Below are 17847 nucleotides of genomic sequence, written 5' to 3' on the forward strand. Positions count from 1 at the left end.
CATTTCAACTTAATAATTTACTGCACATCGATTACACCCGCGCAGGCTTCACCAGCGCATGCTCGAGCACTTCATCCATATGAGACACGGGAATGAACGTAAGCTCGCTGCGCACGCTCTCCGGAATATCATCGATATCCTTCGTATTGTCCTTCGGTAAAATAACAGTGCGTATGCCGGCACGATGCGCAGCCAGACTCTTTTCCTTCAGACCGCCGATCGGCAGCACGCGCCCGCGCAGCGTAATTTCGCCGGTCATCGCGACATGCTTCGATACTGGAATGTTGGTCAGCGCCGAGATCAGCGCCGTCCCCATCGTAATACCAGCCGAAGGACCGTCCTTCGGAATCGCACCTTCCGGAATGTGAATATGAATATCGAACTTCTCATGGAAGTCCGACTGAATCTGCAGCTGCTGGGCTCGCGAGCGTGTGTAGCTGAAGGCGGCCTGCGCCGATTCCTTCATCACATCGCCGAGCTTGCCTGTCAGCGTCAGCTTGCCGTTACCCGGCATAATCGTAACCTCGATCACCAGCGTATCGCCGCCAACCTCGGTCCACGCAAGTCCGGTAACCGCGCCCACCTGATCCTGCTCCTCGGCAACGCCGAAGCGGAACTTCGCCGGTCCGAGCAAATCCTTAAGTCCCGTCTCGGTCAGCACGACACGCTCAGCACCGTCTACAATTTTCTTCGCAGCCTTCCGACATATGGAAGAAATTTGCTGCTCCAGATTACGAACACCAGCCTCACGCGTATACTCTCGAACGGTCCGCATGAGCGCCGGCTCCTCAACAACCAGTTGAGCATCCTGCAGACCGTGATCGCGCTGCTGCTTCGGCAGCAAGTAGTTGCGCGCGATATGCAGCTTCTCGATCTCGGTGTAGCCCGGGATGTAGAGCACCTCCATCCGGTCCAGCAGCGGGCGCGGAATGTTATGGAGCGCATTGGCCGTTGTGACGAACATGACGTTCGACAGATCGAACGGCATCTCGATGAAGTGATCGCTGAACGTATTGTTCTGCTCCGGATCGAGCACCTCAAGCAGCGCAGACGCCGGGTCACCGCGGAAATCCATCGCCATCTTGTCAATCTCATCGAGCAGGAACACAGGGTTGCTCGTACCCGCGGTCTTCATTCCCTGGATGATACGTCCCGGCATCGCGCCAACGTACGTACGACGGTGGCCGCGAATCTCAGCTTCATCGCGTACGCCGCCAAGCGAGATGCGCACGAACTCGCGGTCAAGCGAGCGGGCGATGGAGCGGGCGATCGATGTCTTACCGACACCCGGAGGCCCGACGAGGCACAGAATCGGCCCCTTCATCTTCTTGACCAGCTTCTGCACGGCCAAGTACTCCAGCACGCGCTCCTTCGGCTTCTCGAGACCGTAGTGATCCTCGTTCAATATGTCCTCAGCACGGCGAATATCAATATCCTTCTCGTCAGCCGTATGCGTCCACGGAAGAACGAGCAGCCAATCGATATAGTTGCGGATGACCGAGCCCTCGGCTGAGGTGGCAGGCATCTTCTCGAGTCGCTCGATCTCCTTCTCGATCTTCTCCCGCACCTTCTCCGGCACGGAGCTCTCGCTCAGCTGGCTGCGCAGCTCATCCGCTTCACCGGCGCGTCCTTCCTTGTCGCCAAGCTCCTTCTGAATCGCCTTCATCTGCTCACGTAAGTAATATTCCTTCTGCGTCTTCTCCATCTGCTTCTTGACGCGCTGGCTAATCTTGCGCTCCAGCTCGAGCACCTCGCGCTCGTTGTTCAGAATAGAGAGCAGCTTCTCGAGCCGCTGACGCACATCTACCGTTTCGAGAATGTCCTGCTTATCTTTAATTTTCAATGATAAATGACTGCAGATGACGTCCGCGAGCCTTCCTGGCTCATCGATGTCAGACACGGCCGCGAGCGTTTCCGGCGTCACTTTTTTCGATAAATTAATATAATGCTCGAATTGATTCAGGACGGTTCGCATGAGTGCATCGATCTCAGGATCGTTCGTCTCCTGCTCCGGCAGCTCCCGAACGTTCACCTCATAATAGTCCTCATTCGTGAGAAACTCCGTAATTTCCGCACGAAGCATGCCTTCTACAAGAACACGGATCGTCCCGTTCGGCAGCTTCAGCATTTGGCGGACCTTCGCAATCGTACCTGTGCGGTATATATCCTCTGTCTTCGGCTCCTCAATGTTCACCTCGGACTGCGTGCACAGCAAGATCATGCTATCCTCTACCATCGCCTTCTCGAGCGCGCGAACCGACTTCTCCCTGCCCACATCCAAGTGCAGAACCATGCTAGGGTATACAAGCAGCCCCCGCAGCGGCAATAGCGGCAAGCGGCGCATCCTATGTTTGCTCGGTCCCATCCGCGAGCACCTCCAGACTATACTGACTTGCTGTGAATTACATTCTAACAAAATTAAATTCAAAACACCAACGGCGCGGCAGCTGTGCACCTAATCCTTATACGAGTGTTTCCAAACGTGAAGCAATCCATCAATCGAATTTTTAAACGCTCATGAGCGTATAGCGGCAAACAAAATGCGCTCTATTCGAGCGCATCAGCGTGAAGAATCGTGACCGAGGCTGGCGCTGCCGCATCGGCCGCAGCCGTGTCCAGCTCGGACGTCTTGACCAGATCAAGACCTAATGTATGGTGAAGCGCCTCTTCGACCGATTCAATCGCCACAACCTGAAGCTCTCCGCTTAGCTCGGCGAATATTTCTTGCCAGTTCTCCTTCGGAATGAGCACCTTCGTCGCGCCCGCCTGAAACGCCGCCTCCACCTTGGCGATAACGCCTCCCACCGGCTTCACCTTGCCGCGAATGCTCATCTCGCCTGTTATGGCGATATGGTTGTCGACAGGCACTCGCTTCAAGGCCGACGCGATCGCAACAGCCATCGCGACACCAGCGGAAGGGCCGTCGATCGGTACGCCGCCCGGGAAGTTAATGTGCAGATCGTAATCATACGGCCGGAAGCCAAGCCGACGCAGCACCGTCAGCACGTTGTCGAGCGAGCCGCGCGCCATACTTTTACGCCTGAGCGTGCGAGAGCCGCCGCCCATCTCTTCCTCATCGACGACACCTGTTATCGTCAATTGACCCGTGCCCGGCTCAACAACCGGAATGGCGGTCACCTCAATATCGAGCAGCATGCCAAGGTTCGGCCCGTAGACGGCAAGTCCGTTCACAAGACCGATTTCTGGTCTTAGGTGAATCTTCTTCTCCGGTCGGGGTGAGATCTGCGAGCTGTTCACGACCCATTCAACGTCGGCCACGGTCAGCTCGCGCCGATTCTCGGTGAGGGCCATCCCTGCTGCCAGCTGGATAACATTAACAGCTTCTCGACCGTTCGTCGCATACTTCATTACGACCTCGATCGCCTCGGCATTGTCTGGGAGCCCGATCTTCTTAAGCGCCTTCGTCGCGATCGTGCCGATCTCATCAGGCAGCAGCGGGCGGAAGTAGATCTCCATACAACGTGAACGAATCGCAGGTGGAAGCTCCTGCGGACTGCGCGTCGTCGCGCCCACTAACCGGAAATCGGCCGGCAGGCCGTTCTGGAACACGTCATGGATGTAGCTCGGAACGTTAGTATCCTCGGAATTGTAGTAGGCGCTCTCAAGGAATACCTTGCGGTCCTCCAGCACCTTTAACAATTTATTCATCTGATGCGGATGCAATTCACCGATCTCGTCGATGAACAGCAGGCCGCCGTGCGCCTTCGTCACCGCCCCTGGCTTCGGCTGTGGTATGCCGGCTACCCCCATCGCTCCAGCGCCTTGGTAGATCGGATCGTGTACCGAGCCAATGAGCGGATCGGCGATGCCCCGTTCGTCGAACCGTGCCGTCGTCGCGTCGATCTCCGTGAATTTGGCATCCGGGCGAAAAGGCGATTCCGCGTTCTTCTTCGCTTCCTCGAGCACGACCCGTGCAGCGGCCGTCTTGCCGACCCCCGGCGGTCCGTAAATAATGACGTGCTGCGGATTAGCGCCGCACAGCGCCGCCTTGAGCGCCTTCAGGCCCTCCTTCTGCCCGATGATGTCCTCCATCGCTTGCGGCCTCGTTTTTTCAGCCAACGGCTTATTTAATGATATCGTTCTAAGCCGGCGAAGCTTCTCCAGCTCCTTCTTCGACTCCTTGTCCATCGCCGTTCGATTGCTCTGCTGGTTGCGTAGCATGTTCCAAAAGTACAAGCCGATGACGACAGCAAAAAAAAGTTGTACGATCATGACGATCACGCTGATTCCCATCGTTCCTCAACCTCCCGTTGTTGCGAGTATACTTGGTAGTATTGCCCTTAGCTGGTAGCATTAATCCGCGCAAAGTCCATTCTTTTCGGAAATGCTAGTACTGCTGCTGTATAGGCAAGGCTTATCATTCCGTACGAAAGGAAAGCGAATCGATATGAATGCTGCGATCCGTACCATTAAATACCTGATATTGATAGCTAGTCTCATGCTCGGGCTGCGTGTGCCTCCGTCCGCCCAGGCGATGCCTGACTCGTTCCTGTTGCCTGAAATCAAGACAGACCACCCGGCCATGTCTAACGTTGATATTCTAATCGATGTCGGGCACGGCGGAATCGATGGCGGTACCTCCCACGGTAACCTTCTTGAGAAAGATATTAATCTGGCTGTCGCCAAAAAAACGTACGATCAGCTTCGACAGAGCGGGTACACGGTGCTCATCAACCGTATGGACGATTATGCATTAAGCGGAGAGAATAAGTGGCTCCATACGCGCTCGAGGCATATTAAAGATCTCGCTCAGCGCGCCCATCTGGCCAATGAGGTAAGTGCGAAGGCAGTCATCAGCATCCACGTTAACTCGGCCAAGCGTCCCGCTAAGCGTGGTGCGATCATGCTGCATCAACAAAACGAGCGCAGCCAAACACTGGCCAACGCGCTGCAGCAAAGCATGAATGCGATGTACGAGATTGAGAATGAACCGGTGCTCGGCAAAACGTATTACTTGCTCAAGCACATCAAATCGCCTGCCGTTATCGTCGAAATGGGCTTTATTACGAATGGTGAGGATCGGGAGCTGATGCGCAGTGAGGAAGGTCAGCAGAAGCTGGCTGCTGCGATCGCGGCTGGCACGGAGGCATACTTGAAGGACGTCCCGCCATCGAGTGAGGAGAGCGAGCCGCCTCGCAGCGGCTCTTGATCGGATCTTACAGCTAGATCATTAAACCCGAATACCATTACTTCATCACCTGAGACACAGGTACGAAGCTGGCTCCCAGCTTCTCGAGCTGTGGAATCGTCTCCTTCATGACAGCTGCCGTATGCTTGCCCGGTGGGCCGACGTGGCCAATGACGATCGTATCGGACTGCTTCTTTACGAGCTTCTGCAGCAACACCGCTTGCTTCGCAATATGAGCGCGGGTGTACACATCGTCCATGAAGATATGATTCTCCGCTGTCTTCACGCCGAGCTCCTTGGATAGCTTGCCAATTACGCTCTTATCTGTTGTCCGACTGTCCAGGAAAAATAGTCCGCGCTCCTTGCACACCTCGAGGATGATGCGCATCACACGCTCATCTGCAGTCGCCTTGGAGCCCATATGGTTGTTAATGCCGATCGCATGCGGTACATCATCGATCGCCTTCGTCACCCGTTCCCGAATCTCGTCATCGGTCAGCTTCGTCGTAATGGCGCCGGGACCGAGCCATTCTGGCTTCCCCTTGCGAGGCTCGAGCGGCATATGCACAAGCACCTCCTTGCCGAGCCGATGCGCCCATTCCGCATCGCGCTTCGTCGTCGGCAGGAACGGCATGACCGCGGCGCCGAACGGAATGGAGAGCTCCATCATCTGCTCGGTGCCCTGCATATCGTTACCGAAGTCGTCGATCACGAGGGCAACGCGCTTGGCTGTAGCTTCAGCTACCTCTGGGGGCAGGCCAGTCGGCTGCGGTGCCGTCCATGCTTGTCCAGCAGCTGGAGCTGTACATGCCCAAGCGAGCACCAGGCATAGTATCAAGCGAATTCCATGTTTTCTCATATACGCAGCCTTCTTTCTCTAGGTATGGTATATGTTGTTGTTCTCTAAATGGGTTCGAACTATACGCATACGTTGACGTTAACCAAAGAATGAGGTGATGAAGCATGCAGTATCGTAGCCTATGGTATTCCCGCATCATTGCCACTGCAATAGGCATTGTAGCAGCGGCGTCTATGCCCTTTTACTTTGCAACACGTGCAAAATAAAACAATTGCAATAAACGCAAGAAGGCCTGTGCGTAAAAGCACAGGCCTATTGATGCAGTATTGATCGCTCTAAGCGATTGGCGGTACATGAGGAGCGTTAGTGTTGCCGTGCAGCACCGCCGGCGGCGTATCGTATATGTAGCTAGGCGCAGGGGCGAGCACCGGCTTCGAGCCGAACGGCACTGGCTGCTGAACGTATTGAAATTGGCCGTAGCCGTCCATGCTTGGGCCGTGCGCCCACCGTCCTGCAGCACTCTCATCGCCTCTCGACAAGTTGTAGAGTGTGTAGGCTACGGACGATTTCTCCAGCTCGCGAGGGAATGTGCTCGGCACGACCAGACCTTCCTTCGCCTCCAGCTCAGCGATCGCGGCCGCCCACTGGTTCTGATGCATCGTATCACGGGCGATCAGGAACGAGAGCATGTCGCGCACACCGCGGTCCGACGTCTGCTCATACAATCTCGCTACTTGAAGTCGTCCCTGCGATTCCGCAGTCAAGTTCGCGCGGAAGTCAGCCAGCAGGTTGCCGCTCGCGGCTACATATTTGGCGCTCCACGGCAGACCTACACAATCAGCCGGCATCGCACCAAGTCCGGACACGATCATATGCTGTGGATTCATGCCGCCGAGTATCGCCGCGATGAGCGGGTTCTGCGCAGCCTCCTCCAGCTGAGCGACCGGCGCCCCCTCAAGCAGTCTAGCGATCATCGTCGCCAGCATCTCAACGTGCGCCAGCTCCTCCGCACCTGTATCGAACAGCAGATCCCGATATTTACCGTCTCCGCGTGTATTCCAGCCTTGGAACAAATATTGAATCGCAACTGTAATCTCTCCGAATTGTCCGCCCAGCACCTCCTGCAGCTTTCGTGCGAACACCGGATCTGGCCGTTCAGGTCTTGCCTCGTACTGAAGCTCCTTCACATGATAGAACATGGATGTCATTCCTCCCGCAAGCTCGTTTGCAATTCGACATGCTATCTCATGCAACAGCTCTATCCTATTCGGTACGAAGAATGTCCTATGACCTGACAACAAGTGTTGCGATAGCGCCAAATTATCTCATCAGTGCTACTCAAGCTTGAAGTTAGCTTTTTCGTCATTTAGATACAGCTCAATTTTGTTAGGTTGAGTGTTTAAAGTTATGATTGCTAGAGACTCTTTTTTTACATAATGATCGTTAGATGCCATTTTATCATTCAAATATATACTCAAAGTCCCATCTTTGTATTTTGATTTCGTTATTCTGTAATCGTAGCTAAGTTCTTTTCTTGAATAGACCAGGTAGCTTATATCCTCTGTTTGAACATGATCTCCAGTTATTTTTTTTACATATATACCGACTTCATTCGAATTGTTTTCTATCCATGTTTGTAGGCTTTGATCTAGGTCAGAAACGTTCACATTCTTTGTTTTTACGGTAGCTTGTTCATTTGAACAAGCAACTAATATAATCATACATATTGTAATCATAATTTTTTTTGAAATCGTCATATACTCTCCTTGATTCAAGCTATAACCTTGAGTCTTTTGAATATAAACTTCCAGTTTAATCCAAAAAGAGCAGGCTATCTTTTCGATAACCGCTCTTTTTGTGTTGCAGGCCCAACGTCATAACTGACATTGCCCTACAGGGTACTCCCTACTGCTATGTCTACTTCCAGCTACACATTCGCGTGCTTGTCCCGACCCGGTATTTCGCCGGTCCGTTCGAAATGCTCGACGATAATGTCGATTTCCTTCTTCAGCTCGGAAAGCAGCTCTGCCTCAGGCACCTTGCGGATCATCTCTCCGTAGCGGAACAGCATTCCCTCGCCGCGGGCGCCAGCGATGCCGATATCGGCCTCACGCGCCTCGCCTGGGCCGTTCACTGCGCAGCCCAGCACCGACACCTTGATCGGCACCTTCAGCTTGGAGATGTACTCCTCCACCTCATTAGCGATGGAGAACAGATCGATATCCAGACGACCGCATGTCGGACACGAGACGAGAGTCGCCGCGTTCGTAATAAGACCGAATGATTTCAACAGCTCGCGGCATACCTTCACTTCCTCGACCGGATCCGCGCTTAGCGAGATGCGGATCGTCGAGCCGAGGCCCATGCTGAGCAGAGCGCCGAGGCCTGCTGCGCTTTTCACCGTACCGGAGAATAGCGTACCAGCTTCCGTGATGCCCAGATGCAGTGGGTAGCGGAAAGCAGAAGCCGCCTGCGTATATGCAGCGATCGCCATTGGAACGTCGGAAGCCTTAAGCGAGACGATGATATCTTTGAAATCGAGCTCCTCTAGAATGCCAATGTGGAAGAGCGCGCTCTCCACCATCGCCTCCGGCGTCGGATAGCCGTACTTCTCCAGCAGGTGATTCTCCAGCGAGCCTGCGTTCACACCGATCCGGATCGGAATGCCGCGTTCCTTACACGCCTTCACTACCGCTTCGACCTTCTCGCGGCGGCCAATGTTGCCCGGATTGATCCGAACCTTGTCAATACCGTTCTCAATGGCCATGAGCGCGAGACGATGATCGAAGTGAATGTCAGCTACGAGCGGAATCGAGATTTGGCGCTTAATTTCTTTAATCGCCTCCGCTGCTTCCTTGTTATTCACCGTCACTCGAACGATTTGGCAGCCTGCCTCCTCGAGACGATGGATCTCGGCTACCGTCGCCTTCACATCTGCTGTTTTCGTCGTGCACATGCTTTGAATAATAACATCGTTACTGCCGCCAATCGTGAGATTGCCGACCTTGACCGGTATGGTTTCTGTTCTGTGGAACATTGGATTCTCTCCCCATGAACCGAAACATCCTCCGCTCTATTGAGAGCTTCGCCGCAGCCATCAGCGGCCGCTTCTCGTCAATAGATTGGAGGTGTCGGATTGCATAATATGAACGCTTACGCGCTTTCTTCCTTCTTCTTGATCGATACACCGTCGACAGCCGTAATCTGTGGCACCATCTTCGCCTGTACCGCATCCTTCGTGACTACGCACTTCGAGGACTCAGTACGGGAAGGCGCCTCGTACATCACATCGAGCATAATGCCTTCGATGATCGCACGCAGTCCGCGGGCACCCGTATTACGCTTGATCGCTTCCTTCGCGATCTCCTCAAGCGCCTCTTGCTCGAATTCGAGCGTTACGTTATCCATCTCCAGCAGCTTCTGATACTGCTTCACAAGCGCGTTCTTCGGCTCGCTCAGAATGCGCACGAGTGCACCCTCGTCAAGCGGCTCCAGCGTCGATACGACGGGAAGACGACCAACGAACTCCGGAATGAGACCGAACTTCAACAGATCCTCAGGTAAGACGAGGGACAAATATTCACCTGGCTTCAGATCAACCTTATGTCCATCCGTGCCGAAGCCGATGACCTTCTTACCGATCCGGCGCTTAATAATTTGCTCCAGTCCGTCGAACGCACCACCGCAGATGAACAAGATGTTCGTCGTATCAATCTGGATGAACTCCTGATGCGGATGCTTACGACCGCCCTGCGGAGGAACAGAAGCAACCGTACCCTCCAGAATCTTGAGGAGCGCCTGCTGTACACCTTCGCCCGAGACGTCACGAGTGATCGATGGGTTCTCCGACTTGCGCGCTACTTTATCGATCTCATCGATATAAATAATGCCGCGTTCGGCCTTCTCCACATCGTAATCGGCAGCCTGAATCAGCTTGAGCAAAATGTTCTCAACGTCCTCGCCCACATAGCCAGCCTCTGTCAAAGAAGTAGCGTCTGCGATCGCAAAAGGAACGTTTAAAATTTTAGCAAGCGTTTGCGCGAGTAGTGTCTTACCGCTACCTGTAGGTCCTACAAGGATGATGTTGGACTTCTGAAGCTCAACCTCTTCCTGCTTGCCAGCCTGCGAATTAATACGCTTATAGTGGTTATATACCGCTACGGACAGCGACTTCTTCGCCTGCTCTTGACCGATTACATACGAATCAAGAATGGCCCGGATCTCCATCGGCTTCGGAACGTCCTTCAGGTCAAGCTCTTCCTCGTGACCCAATTCTTCCTCAACGATTTCGGTACAAAGCTCGATGCATTCGTCGCATATATAAACGCCTGGCCCAGCGACCAGCTTACGCACTTGCTCCTGCGACTTGCCGCAGAAGGAGCATTTCAGCTGACCCTTCTCATCGTTAAATTTAAACATGGGATCACTCCTATTCTAAGTCAAATCACTGCGAGTGATAACCGAATCAATGAGACCGTAAGCCTTCGCTTCCTCGGCGCTCATGAAATTATCGCGGTCGGTATCGCGTTCAATCTTCTCGTAAGGCTGACCGGTACGATCTACATAGATCTGATTCAGCTTCTGCTTCGTCTTGATGATCCAATCGGCGTGAATCTTGATGTCAGAGGCCTGACCCCGCACACCGCCAAGTGGCTGATGAATCATGATCTCGCTGTTCGGCAGAGCAAAGCGCTTGCCCGGCGCTCCCGCTGTCAGCAGCAAAGAACCCATGCTTGCCGCCATACCGACGCAAATCGTCGAAACATCCGGCTTGATGAACTGCATTGTATCATAAATACCCATTCCGGCTGTTACCGAACCACCAGGTGAGTTAATGTACAAGCTGATATCCTTATCGGAATCTTGAGCAGCCAAAAAGAGCAGCTGCGCAATAACCAGGTTGGCGACGTCATCATCAATCGCGCTTCCCAGAAAAATAATGCGATCCTTCAGCAAACGGGAATAAATATCGTAAGAGCGTTCGCCGCGGCCTTCCTGTTCCACAACCATAGGTACCAGAGTCATCGAGATCCAACCCCTTTACTTCATATTACATAGCCTAAAACTAACGCCTTGCCCATCATTGTAACACGTTTAAAGCTCAAAGTCATATCGCCCGCCCGGAGGGCAGACATGCAGGCTTACAGGAATTTGACCGTTGCGGCTATAGTGAAATATCAGGCTCCGACAAATTAACGGATTGGCAAATAAGTATGTAACAGCTTCATTTTTATGTATGTAATCGTTAAGAAGGTAAAACAAAGGCACGCATCCATTGTACACGTGCCTTTGGTTGAATATGTTGCGTATAGGTTACGCTTAAGCTGTCTTGCTCTGTTCGACAAGAAGCTTCACGGTTTTGCGAACAATGATGTCATGCGCCAGCGCGTTCAGCGTTCCGTTCGCCGCGAAGATGCTGCGAATTTCGTCTGCCGAGCGGCCGTACATCTTGGACAGGTTCTCAAGCTCCGCTTGAAGCTCCTCATCCGATACTTCGACGTTCTCAGCCTTCGCTACAGCCTCAAGAACCAGGTTGTTACGTACGCGTGTTACCGCGTCGTTATTCATCTGTGCCTTGAGATCGTCTGCAGTCTGACCCGTGAACTGGTAGTACATGTCGATGTTCATACCTTGCGAGCGAAGACGGTTTTCGAATTCCTTAATCATCTGCTCGATCTCTTCATCGACCATAACTTGCGGAATTTCAACCTGGGAAGCTGCGGCTACCTTCTCAACAACCTCGGCTTCCTTCTTGCTAGCTGCTTCTTGCTCCTTGCGAGCCTTCAGCTTGTCCGTCAAGTCTGCCTTGTACTCATCCAGCGTCTCGAACTCGCTTACGTCCTTCGCGAACTCGTCGTCAAGAGCAGGCAGGTTCTTGCGCTTAATCTCATGCAGCTTGATCTTGAACACAGCTTCCTTGCCCTTCAGCTCTTCGGAATGATAGTCTTCCGGGAACGATACCGTAATATCCTTCTCGCCGTCCTTCGCCAGACCGACTACCTGCTCCTCGAAGCCTGGGATGAAGCTGCCCGAGCCGAGCTCGAGCGAGTAACGCTCAGCCTTGCCGCCGTCGAACGCTACGCCGTCTACGAAGCCTTCGAAGTCGATGACCACGATGTCGCCGTTCTGGGCTTCGCCTTCCTCAACAGGAGCAAGCTCCGCATGGCGCTGCTGCAGCTTCTCAAGCTCAGCCTGCACTTCCTCTTCCGATACGCTGACATCGCCAGCTGCAAGCTCGATGCCCTTGTATTCGCCAAGCTCAACCTCAGGCTTCACGACTACCTTCGCCTTGAACTTCAGCACTTGGCCCTTGCCGAATTGCTCAACGTCCACCTCTGGACGATCAACCGGTACGATTCCTGTTTCCTGCACAGCCGCCATGTAAGCGTTCGGCACGATAATGTCAAGTGCGTCTTGATACAAGCTTTCCACACCGAATTTGGATTCGAAAATAGCCCGTGGCACCTTGCCCTTACGGAAGCCCGGTACGGCTACCTTCTGTGATACTTTCTTAAAAGCTTTGTCCAAAGCGTCCGCTACCTGCTCCGCGTCCACTTCAATATCAAGAACGCCTACGTTCTTCTCTATTTTTTCCCAGCTTGCTTTCATTTTATGCCTTCCCCTCCAAAAATGTTCCATTCCCATATTTTCACGTCCTGGCAGGGACGACCGTTAACGGACAAGCCCGCCAATATAACCACTCTATTATAACCATAATAGAACCTGTTTTCAAGGTGTCAACCGTGTGCTTACTGGTAAGCCTACTTACTCCTGGTAAATACCGCTGAAGCAAACTGCTGCATCATGCGGTACGCCTGCTCCCATTGGAACGTCAGCTCGTCCGTAACTCCGTACAGCTCCAGCAGCTCGGCCTTGTCTCCACCTTCGAATACGCGCTCGAGCAGCGTCAAGTGAAGAGCCGCAGCCCATACATCGACGCACTCCGGCTCTTGACGAAGCATCTGTCGATACGTGGACGTTCCGTATATGTAAGCAAGAAATTCATTCCACGTCTCCGCGGCAAAGTAAGCAAGCGCAGGATGCTTCATCTCGCTGATTTGCTGAACGCGTACGACAATCTCTTGGATCTGGGACGGGAATCGCTCGTAATCGGGCGGCGTATCCTCAATATCCAGCACAAGCTGCTCATCGTGTCTTGGCACTGTGATCGAGCCTGTGCAGCCCCGCCTCCTCAGCGTCTGCAGCGTCTTGAATTGCAGCAGCGGATGGAGCGGCTGCTCCTCCAACCAGGCACGCAGCTCGTCCGAGATTGGCGGATGCTCGATGAAGGCGAGCTGCTCCAGAGCTAGCAGCACCTTGCCGGCCTCGCTTCCGGTTCGGACCGCGTCAAGCAGACGGTTGGCATACGCCTCGCTCTGCTTGCCCGTCAGCTCCAGATGCTCGCGGAGCAGCTCGGATTCGGTTACGTCTTCGATCTCGGAGCGAGCGCCAAGCGCTTCATCGCCTAAGCTCCCTTCGGGAAACATCAGCTGCAGCCAATCAAGCAGTGATTGCCACTCCTCACGGGCTGTAACATCATCCATGCGGAAGCCAAGCAAGAAGCGCAGCAGCTTCATCGCTTCGTCATACCGTTCATTTTCCAGCAGCTTCGTCAGCTCGTACTGATAGTATTCGACCGTTTTCGGAAAAAGTATGACATTCTCTTCGGGCAGCGAGCTCAATATCACCACCGCCTTTCCAATTAAAGCATGATCGTCATGCAAAAACAGCCGGGGATCGCCCCCGGCTTCATACTATATGAGCAGCTATTCCATCTTCATGGCGGCTTGAATCAGCTGTGCCTTGATTTTAGGATTTTGGTCGATGAACGCGTACATTTTGTCAACAGCATCCTTGTTCTTCAAGTAATCGCGCTCGTTGCGGATCATCTCGTGCGACCACTCCAGCAACGCCTTCTCGGCAGCCCCCAGCTTGTTCAAGGCTGTATGAAGACCTGTATCCTCGATCAGACGCTCCATAACCTGTTGATCAACCTTGCCGAGCTTCTTCGTAGCGGCAAGCTTTTTCTCAAACTCGCTGTTGATGCTTTCGAATTGCTCCTTTGCTTCCTTATATGCCTTCTGTTCTTCAGACATTGTCTTTTTCAATGATGACGACCACCTTTCGAGTTGGATCCATTCCTCATCCCAGCCGCGCCTTATGCTTAGTATGGGGACAATTCGAGTATGTTCTATTCACGCGGACGGGAACAATGCTTTCCAATTGATTTATATTCTATATAGTGTAGCTTGTCCGAGCACATTTGTCCAATTTTTGGACCTGTCTCAGGAGCTTACGTTTCTTCCTTGGACAGACATGATCCGCGCAAGCTCTGCATAACTTTTATCATCTTGCTGTTGCGCACGACGCGAGAAGGACTGCTCACACTTTGGAGACAAGAGAGGATGAGACGTATGTGTGGCATAACAGGATGGATCGATTGGAGCCGAGATTTAACCCAGTGTCCGTCCATTCTTGAAAATATGACGGATACGCTGACCAATCGCGGACCCGACGCCGCCGGCACGTGGATCTCGCCGCGCTGTGCGCTCGGTCACCGCCGACTCAGCGTGATGGACCCCGAGAACGGCGCACAGCCGATGACCCGCAAGCAAGGGGATACAACGTACACTATTGTGTATAACGGAGAGCTATACAATGCACCCGAGCTAAAAAAAGAGCTGGAGACGAAAGGCCACCGTTTCACGACAACGTGCGACACGGAGGTTCTTCTCGTCTCATTTATCGAATGGGGACGCGCTTGCGTCGATCGACTGAACGGCATCTTCGCCTTCGGCATCTGGAACGATGAGGAGCAGAGCCTGTACCTCGTGCGCGACCGCCTAGGCGTCAAGCCGCTGTTCTACTCCTATCAGTCAGGCCGGCTGCTCTTCGGCTCGGAGCCTAAGGCGATATTGGCGCATCCGGATTTCCCCGCGGAAATTACTGGCGAAGGTCTTGCCGAAATATTCGCAGTCAGTCCAGCGCGCACGCCAGGGCACGGCATATACCGCAACATGAACGAGCTGAAGCCAGGCCATGCTGCAGTGATGGATGCGAACGGCCTCCACATCCGCACGTACTGGAAGCTTGAGAGCAAGCCGCACGAGGACGATGTCGAGGCAACGGCCGCCCGCATTCAGGAGCTGCTGCGCGACACCGTCATCCGTCAGCTCGCCTCCGACGTGCCGATCTGCACACTACTGTCCGGCGGCCTTGACTCCAGCGCGCTCACGGCTCTCGCCTCCGCGTACTACAAGGAGCAGGGCGCAGGACCGCTGCATACGTACTCGATCGATTATGTAGATAACGACAAGCACTTCAAGGCCAATGCATTCCAGCCGAATGCTGACGCTCCTTGGATCAAGAGAATGACAGAGTTCCTCGGCACGATCCACCACTACAAGGAATTTGATACGCCGGAGCTTGTCGATTCGTTGAAGACGGTCGTCTTCGCCCGCGATACGCCGGGCATGGCCGACGTAGACGGCTCCCTGTACTTATTCTGCCGCGAAATCAAGAAGGATGCCACCGTAGCGGTATCCGGCGAAGCGGCGGATGAAATATTCGGCGGCTACCCTTGGTTCCATCGCGAGGAGGCGCTGAATGCTGACACGTTCCCTTGGGCGCTCGCCACACCGGAGCGCGCCGGCCTGTTGTCACCAGAGTTCGTCGATTGGGTGAAGCCGGAGCAGTATGTGAAGAACCGTTACCGCGAAGCGCTGTCCGAGGTGCCGCGTCTGTCCGGTGAAGACCAGAAGCAGAACCGAATGCGCGAGATGTCGTACCTGAACATTACGCGCTTCATGCCGACGCTGCTCGATCGCAAGGACCGGATGAGCATGTCGGTCGGCCTCGAGGTGCGCGTCCCGTTCTGCGACCATCGTCTTGTTGAATACGTCTGGAACGTCCCTTGGGAGATCAAGACGTCCGGCGACCGCGAGAAGGGCATTCTGCGCAAGGCGCTGCAGGGCGTGCTGCCAGACGACGTGCTGACGCGTAAGAAGAGCCCGTATCCGAAGACGCACAACCCGAACTATATGGCCGCCGTGCGCACGTGGGTGCTAGACATCCTGAACGATCCGAGCTCTCCGCTCCTCCAATTCATCGATGTGAAGAAGATTCGCGAGCTCGCAGAGCATGACAACGGTCAATTCAACCTGCCATGGTTCGGGCAGCTGATGACCGGACCGCAGCTGTTCGCTTACTTGGCACAGGTTGATACTTGGCTGAGACATTACAAGGTATCGGTTCGCTAACAGCACTTGATCGCATGATAGATAAAAAGGAGCTCCGGCCACTCGTCTGCACGACGAGTGGCTGGGGCTCCTTTCGTTCGAGGATGTATGATGCTGCTAGAGCACTGCGGCCAGCAGCTTGCGCAGCGCCTGTCCGCGGTGGCTGATCCCGTTCTTCTCCTCCATCGACAGCTCCGCCATCGTACGACCCAGCTGCGGCACATAGAAGTGCGGATCGTAGCCGAAGCCGCCCTGTCCCTTCGCCTCAGCCACAATGATGCCGGGGCACTCTCCCTCCACGAGCGCGATCGTCTCGCCGTCCGGTCCTACAAGCGCCATCGCCGAGATGAACTGTGCTGCACTCAATGCTCCTTCAGGCGTGGCGGGTCGCCCATCTACGTCAAGCTTCAGGAGCTCCTCCACGAGCTTGCGGTTGTTCGCCTCATCATCGCCATGCTTGCCTGCGTAGCGGGCAGAGTATACGCCGGGTGCACCGTTCAGCCGATCGACGGACAAGCCCGAATCGTCGGCGGCTACAGGCAGCTGCAGCACCTTGGCAACAGCTCTCGCCTTAATGAGCGCATTGTCAGCGAACGTCTCGCCATCCTCGACGATGTCGGGAATGTCCGGATAGTCCTTCAAGCTTCGGACCGTAATGCCATGCTCGACAAGCAGCGCCGCCAGCTCCTTCACCTTGCCGGCGTTCGTCGTGGCGAGAACGAGCTCAGAGCCTAGCAGCCGCATGTGTATTCCCCCTGATCTTCTCGGCGATCGGACCAAGAGCCGCCGCCTGCTCGGCGATCAAGGCGCGAATGCCCCCTTCAGCCAGCTCCAGCAGCGCGTTCAGCTCTTCTCTTGTGAAGGGCGCCTCCTCGCCAGTGCCCTGCACCTCGACGAACTTGCCTTGTCCAGTCATGACGACGTTCATGTCGACCTTCGCCTTCGAATCCTCCTCATAGTTCAGATCGAGGCAAGCGGTCTCCTGAATCACACCTACACTGGTGGAGGCGAGGAAGTCTGTGATCGGGAACGTGCTCAGGTTACGCTCGCGGCAAATTTTGTCCATCGCAATGGCCATCGCGACGAAGGCACCTGTAATCGACGTTGTACGCGTTCCGCCGTCCGCCTGAATGACGTCGCAGTCGAGTGTAATCGTGCGCTCGCCCATCGCCTCCTGCTTAACGACCGAGCGAAGCGCTCTGCCGATCAGACGCTGAATCTCCATCGTTCTGCCGCCGAGCTTGCCCCTTGCCGCCTCCCGCTGATTGCGCACCGAAGTCGCGCGCGGCAGCATCGAATATTCGGCTGTCACCCAGCCCTTGCCTTGTCCCTTCATGAACGGCGGCACGCGCTCCTCAACCGATGCCGTGCAGATCACCTTCGTGTCGCCGATCTCGATCAGAACAGAGCCTTCCGCATGTTTATTGTAATGGGGCGTTATTTTAATCGCTCTTGCTTCGTTTACTTTTCTTCCGTCAGCTCTCATGTGAATCGACTTTCCTCCTTTAGGTTGAACCTATACATTGTACCAAAGGGTGCCAGGAAAGCCAACCGAGCCCCTCTCCCTCCTGAAACAAAGCGGCATCGTTGTCAAATTGCAAAAAACGCCCGAATGCTCCGCACGATGCGCATACATTCGGACGCGTGATTATGTTAGATTG

The 17847-nt window shown here is 54.3% G+C and carries 15 protein-coding genes; 2 read left to right on the forward strand and 13 right to left on the reverse strand.

Translation table 11 applies throughout. The features are described 5' to 3' along the window. Positions 1 to 31 precede the first annotated feature (31 nt). Positions 32 to 2365, reverse strand: coding sequence for an endopeptidase La (gene lon / locus PAE68_RS17575; RefSeq protein WP_281889110.1), 2334 nt, complete (start codon positions 2363 to 2365; stop codon positions 32 to 34). A gap of 182 nt (positions 2366 to 2547) precedes the next feature. Then, complete coding sequence (gene lonB, locus PAE68_RS17580; RefSeq protein WP_281889112.1) at positions 2548 to 4254, reverse strand: ATP-dependent protease LonB; 1707 nt, start codon at positions 4252 to 4254, stop codon at positions 2548 to 2550. A gap of 154 nt (positions 4255 to 4408) precedes the next feature. Between lonB and PAE68_RS17585 the strand changes: the two genes are divergently transcribed. Further along, positions 4409 to 5170, forward strand: coding sequence for an N-acetylmuramoyl-L-alanine amidase family protein (locus tag PAE68_RS17585; protein WP_281889114.1), 762 nt, complete (start codon positions 4409 to 4411; stop codon positions 5168 to 5170). Between the two features lie 37 nt (positions 5171 to 5207). Here the strand turns inward: PAE68_RS17585 and PAE68_RS17590 are convergent, their stop codons facing one another. The 9 genes from PAE68_RS17590 to PAE68_RS17630 form a co-directional block, all read right to left on the reverse strand. Beyond that, positions 5208 to 6008: a divergent polysaccharide deacetylase family protein gene (locus PAE68_RS17590; protein ID WP_281889116.1), complete on the reverse strand. Its 801-nt coding sequence runs from the start codon at positions 6006 to 6008 to the stop codon at positions 5208 to 5210. A 275-nt stretch (positions 6009 to 6283) separates the two neighbouring features. After that, on the reverse strand, positions 6284 to 7147 hold the full coding sequence (locus tag PAE68_RS17595) for a manganese catalase (protein WP_281889117.1): 864 nt from the start codon (positions 7145 to 7147) through the stop codon (positions 6284 to 6286). A 135-nt stretch (positions 7148 to 7282) separates the two neighbouring features. After that, positions 7283 to 7705 (reverse strand): hypothetical protein, encoded by a 423-nt coding sequence (locus tag PAE68_RS17600; protein WP_281889119.1) that lies wholly within the window; start codon positions 7703 to 7705, stop codon positions 7283 to 7285. Between the two features lie 170 nt (positions 7706 to 7875). Next, positions 7876 to 8985 carry a flavodoxin-dependent (E)-4-hydroxy-3-methylbut-2-enyl-diphosphate synthase gene (ispG, locus tag PAE68_RS17605; RefSeq protein WP_281889121.1) on the reverse strand — a complete coding sequence of 370 codons (1110 nt, stop codon included), beginning with the start codon at positions 8983 to 8985 and terminating at the stop codon, positions 7876 to 7878. A 116-nt stretch (positions 8986 to 9101) separates the two neighbouring features. Next, positions 9102 to 10367, reverse strand: coding sequence for an ATP-dependent protease ATP-binding subunit ClpX (clpX, locus tag PAE68_RS17610; protein WP_281889123.1), 1266 nt, complete (start codon positions 10365 to 10367; stop codon positions 9102 to 9104). 15 nt (positions 10368 to 10382) lie between these two features. Next, positions 10383 to 10973 carry an ATP-dependent Clp endopeptidase proteolytic subunit ClpP gene (gene clpP / locus PAE68_RS17615; protein ID WP_281889125.1) on the reverse strand — a complete coding sequence of 197 codons (591 nt, stop codon included), beginning with the start codon at positions 10971 to 10973 and terminating at the stop codon, positions 10383 to 10385. A 294-nt stretch (positions 10974 to 11267) separates the two neighbouring features. After that, positions 11268 to 12557 carry a trigger factor gene (gene tig, locus PAE68_RS17620; RefSeq protein WP_281889127.1) on the reverse strand — a complete coding sequence of 430 codons (1290 nt, stop codon included), beginning with the start codon at positions 12555 to 12557 and terminating at the stop codon, positions 11268 to 11270. A 152-nt stretch (positions 12558 to 12709) separates the two neighbouring features. After that, entirely contained in the window at positions 12710 to 13630 is a 921-nt protein-coding gene (locus PAE68_RS17625) for a hypothetical protein (protein WP_281889129.1), read from the reverse strand. Between the two features lie 84 nt (positions 13631 to 13714). Beyond that, on the reverse strand, positions 13715 to 14056 hold the full coding sequence (locus PAE68_RS17630) for a hypothetical protein (RefSeq protein ID WP_281889131.1): 342 nt from the start codon (positions 14054 to 14056) through the stop codon (positions 13715 to 13717). Between the two features lie 306 nt (positions 14057 to 14362). Here PAE68_RS17630 and asnB point away from each other — a divergent pair, with 306 nt between their 5' ends. Next, on the forward strand, positions 14363 to 16207 hold the full coding sequence (gene asnB / locus PAE68_RS17635; RefSeq protein ID WP_281891121.1) for an asparagine synthase (glutamine-hydrolyzing): 1845 nt from the start codon (positions 14363 to 14365) through the stop codon (positions 16205 to 16207). Positions 16208 to 16303: 96 nt separating this feature from the next. On the opposite strand, the gene PAE68_RS17640 is transcribed toward asnB, so the two are convergent. Together PAE68_RS17640 and rph are read right to left on the reverse strand one after the other, a co-directional pair. After that, positions 16304 to 16930 (reverse strand): XTP/dITP diphosphatase, encoded by a 627-nt coding sequence (locus PAE68_RS17640; protein ID WP_281889133.1) that lies wholly within the window; start codon positions 16928 to 16930, stop codon positions 16304 to 16306. After that, positions 16911 to 17672: a ribonuclease PH gene (rph, locus tag PAE68_RS17645; protein WP_281889135.1), complete on the reverse strand. Its 762-nt coding sequence runs from the start codon at positions 17670 to 17672 to the stop codon at positions 16911 to 16913. The genes PAE68_RS17640 and rph overlap by 20 nt, the downstream gene beginning before the upstream one ends. Between the last annotated feature and the right edge of the window lie 175 nt (positions 17673 to 17847).

Origin of the sequence: Paenibacillus sp. YYML68 (assembly GCF_027923405.1) — a bacterium.
GTDB lineage: Bacteria > Bacillota > Bacilli > Paenibacillales > NBRC-103111 > Paenibacillus_G.

Bases quoted from the DNA above. Each gene is read 5' to 3' on its own strand.
- lon (WP_281889110.1), bottom strand. From the start codon at position 2,365: ATGGGACCGAGCAAACATAGGATGCGCCGCTTGCCGCTATTGCCGCTG.
- lonB (WP_281889112.1), bottom strand. From the start codon at position 4,254: ATGGGAATCAGCGTGATCGTCATGATCGTACAACTTTTTTTTGCTGTC.
- PAE68_RS17585 (WP_281889114.1), top strand. From the start codon at position 4,409: ATGAATGCTGCGATCCGTACCATTAAATACCTGATATTGATAGCTAGT.
- PAE68_RS17590 (WP_281889116.1), bottom strand. From the start codon at position 6,008: ATGAGAAAACATGGAATTCGCTTGATACTATGCCTGGTGCTCGCTTGG.
- PAE68_RS17595 (WP_281889117.1), bottom strand. From the start codon at position 7,147: ATGTTCTATCATGTGAAGGAGCTTCAGTACGAGGCAAGACCTGAACGG.
- PAE68_RS17600 (WP_281889119.1), bottom strand. From the start codon at position 7,705: ATGACGATTTCAAAAAAAATTATGATTACAATATGTATGATTATATTA.
- ispG (WP_281889121.1), bottom strand. From the start codon at position 8,985: ATGTTCCACAGAACAGAAACCATACCGGTCAAGGTCGGCAATCTCACG.
- clpX (WP_281889123.1), bottom strand. From the start codon at position 10,367: ATGTTTAAATTTAACGATGAGAAGGGTCAGCTGAAATGCTCCTTCTGC.
- clpP (WP_281889125.1), bottom strand. From the start codon at position 10,973: ATGACTCTGGTACCTATGGTTGTGGAACAGGAAGGCCGCGGCGAACGC.
- tig (WP_281889127.1), bottom strand. From the start codon at position 12,557: ATGAAAGCAAGCTGGGAAAAAATAGAGAAGAACGTAGGCGTTCTTGAT.
- asnB (WP_281891121.1), top strand. From the start codon at position 14,363: ATGTGTGGCATAACAGGATGGATCGATTGGAGCCGAGATTTAACCCAG.
- PAE68_RS17640 (WP_281889133.1), bottom strand. From the start codon at position 16,930: ATGCGGCTGCTAGGCTCTGAGCTCGTTCTCGCCACGACGAACGCCGGC.
- rph (WP_281889135.1), bottom strand. From the start codon at position 17,672: ATGAGAGCTGACGGAAGAAAAGTAAACGAAGCAAGAGCGATTAAAATA.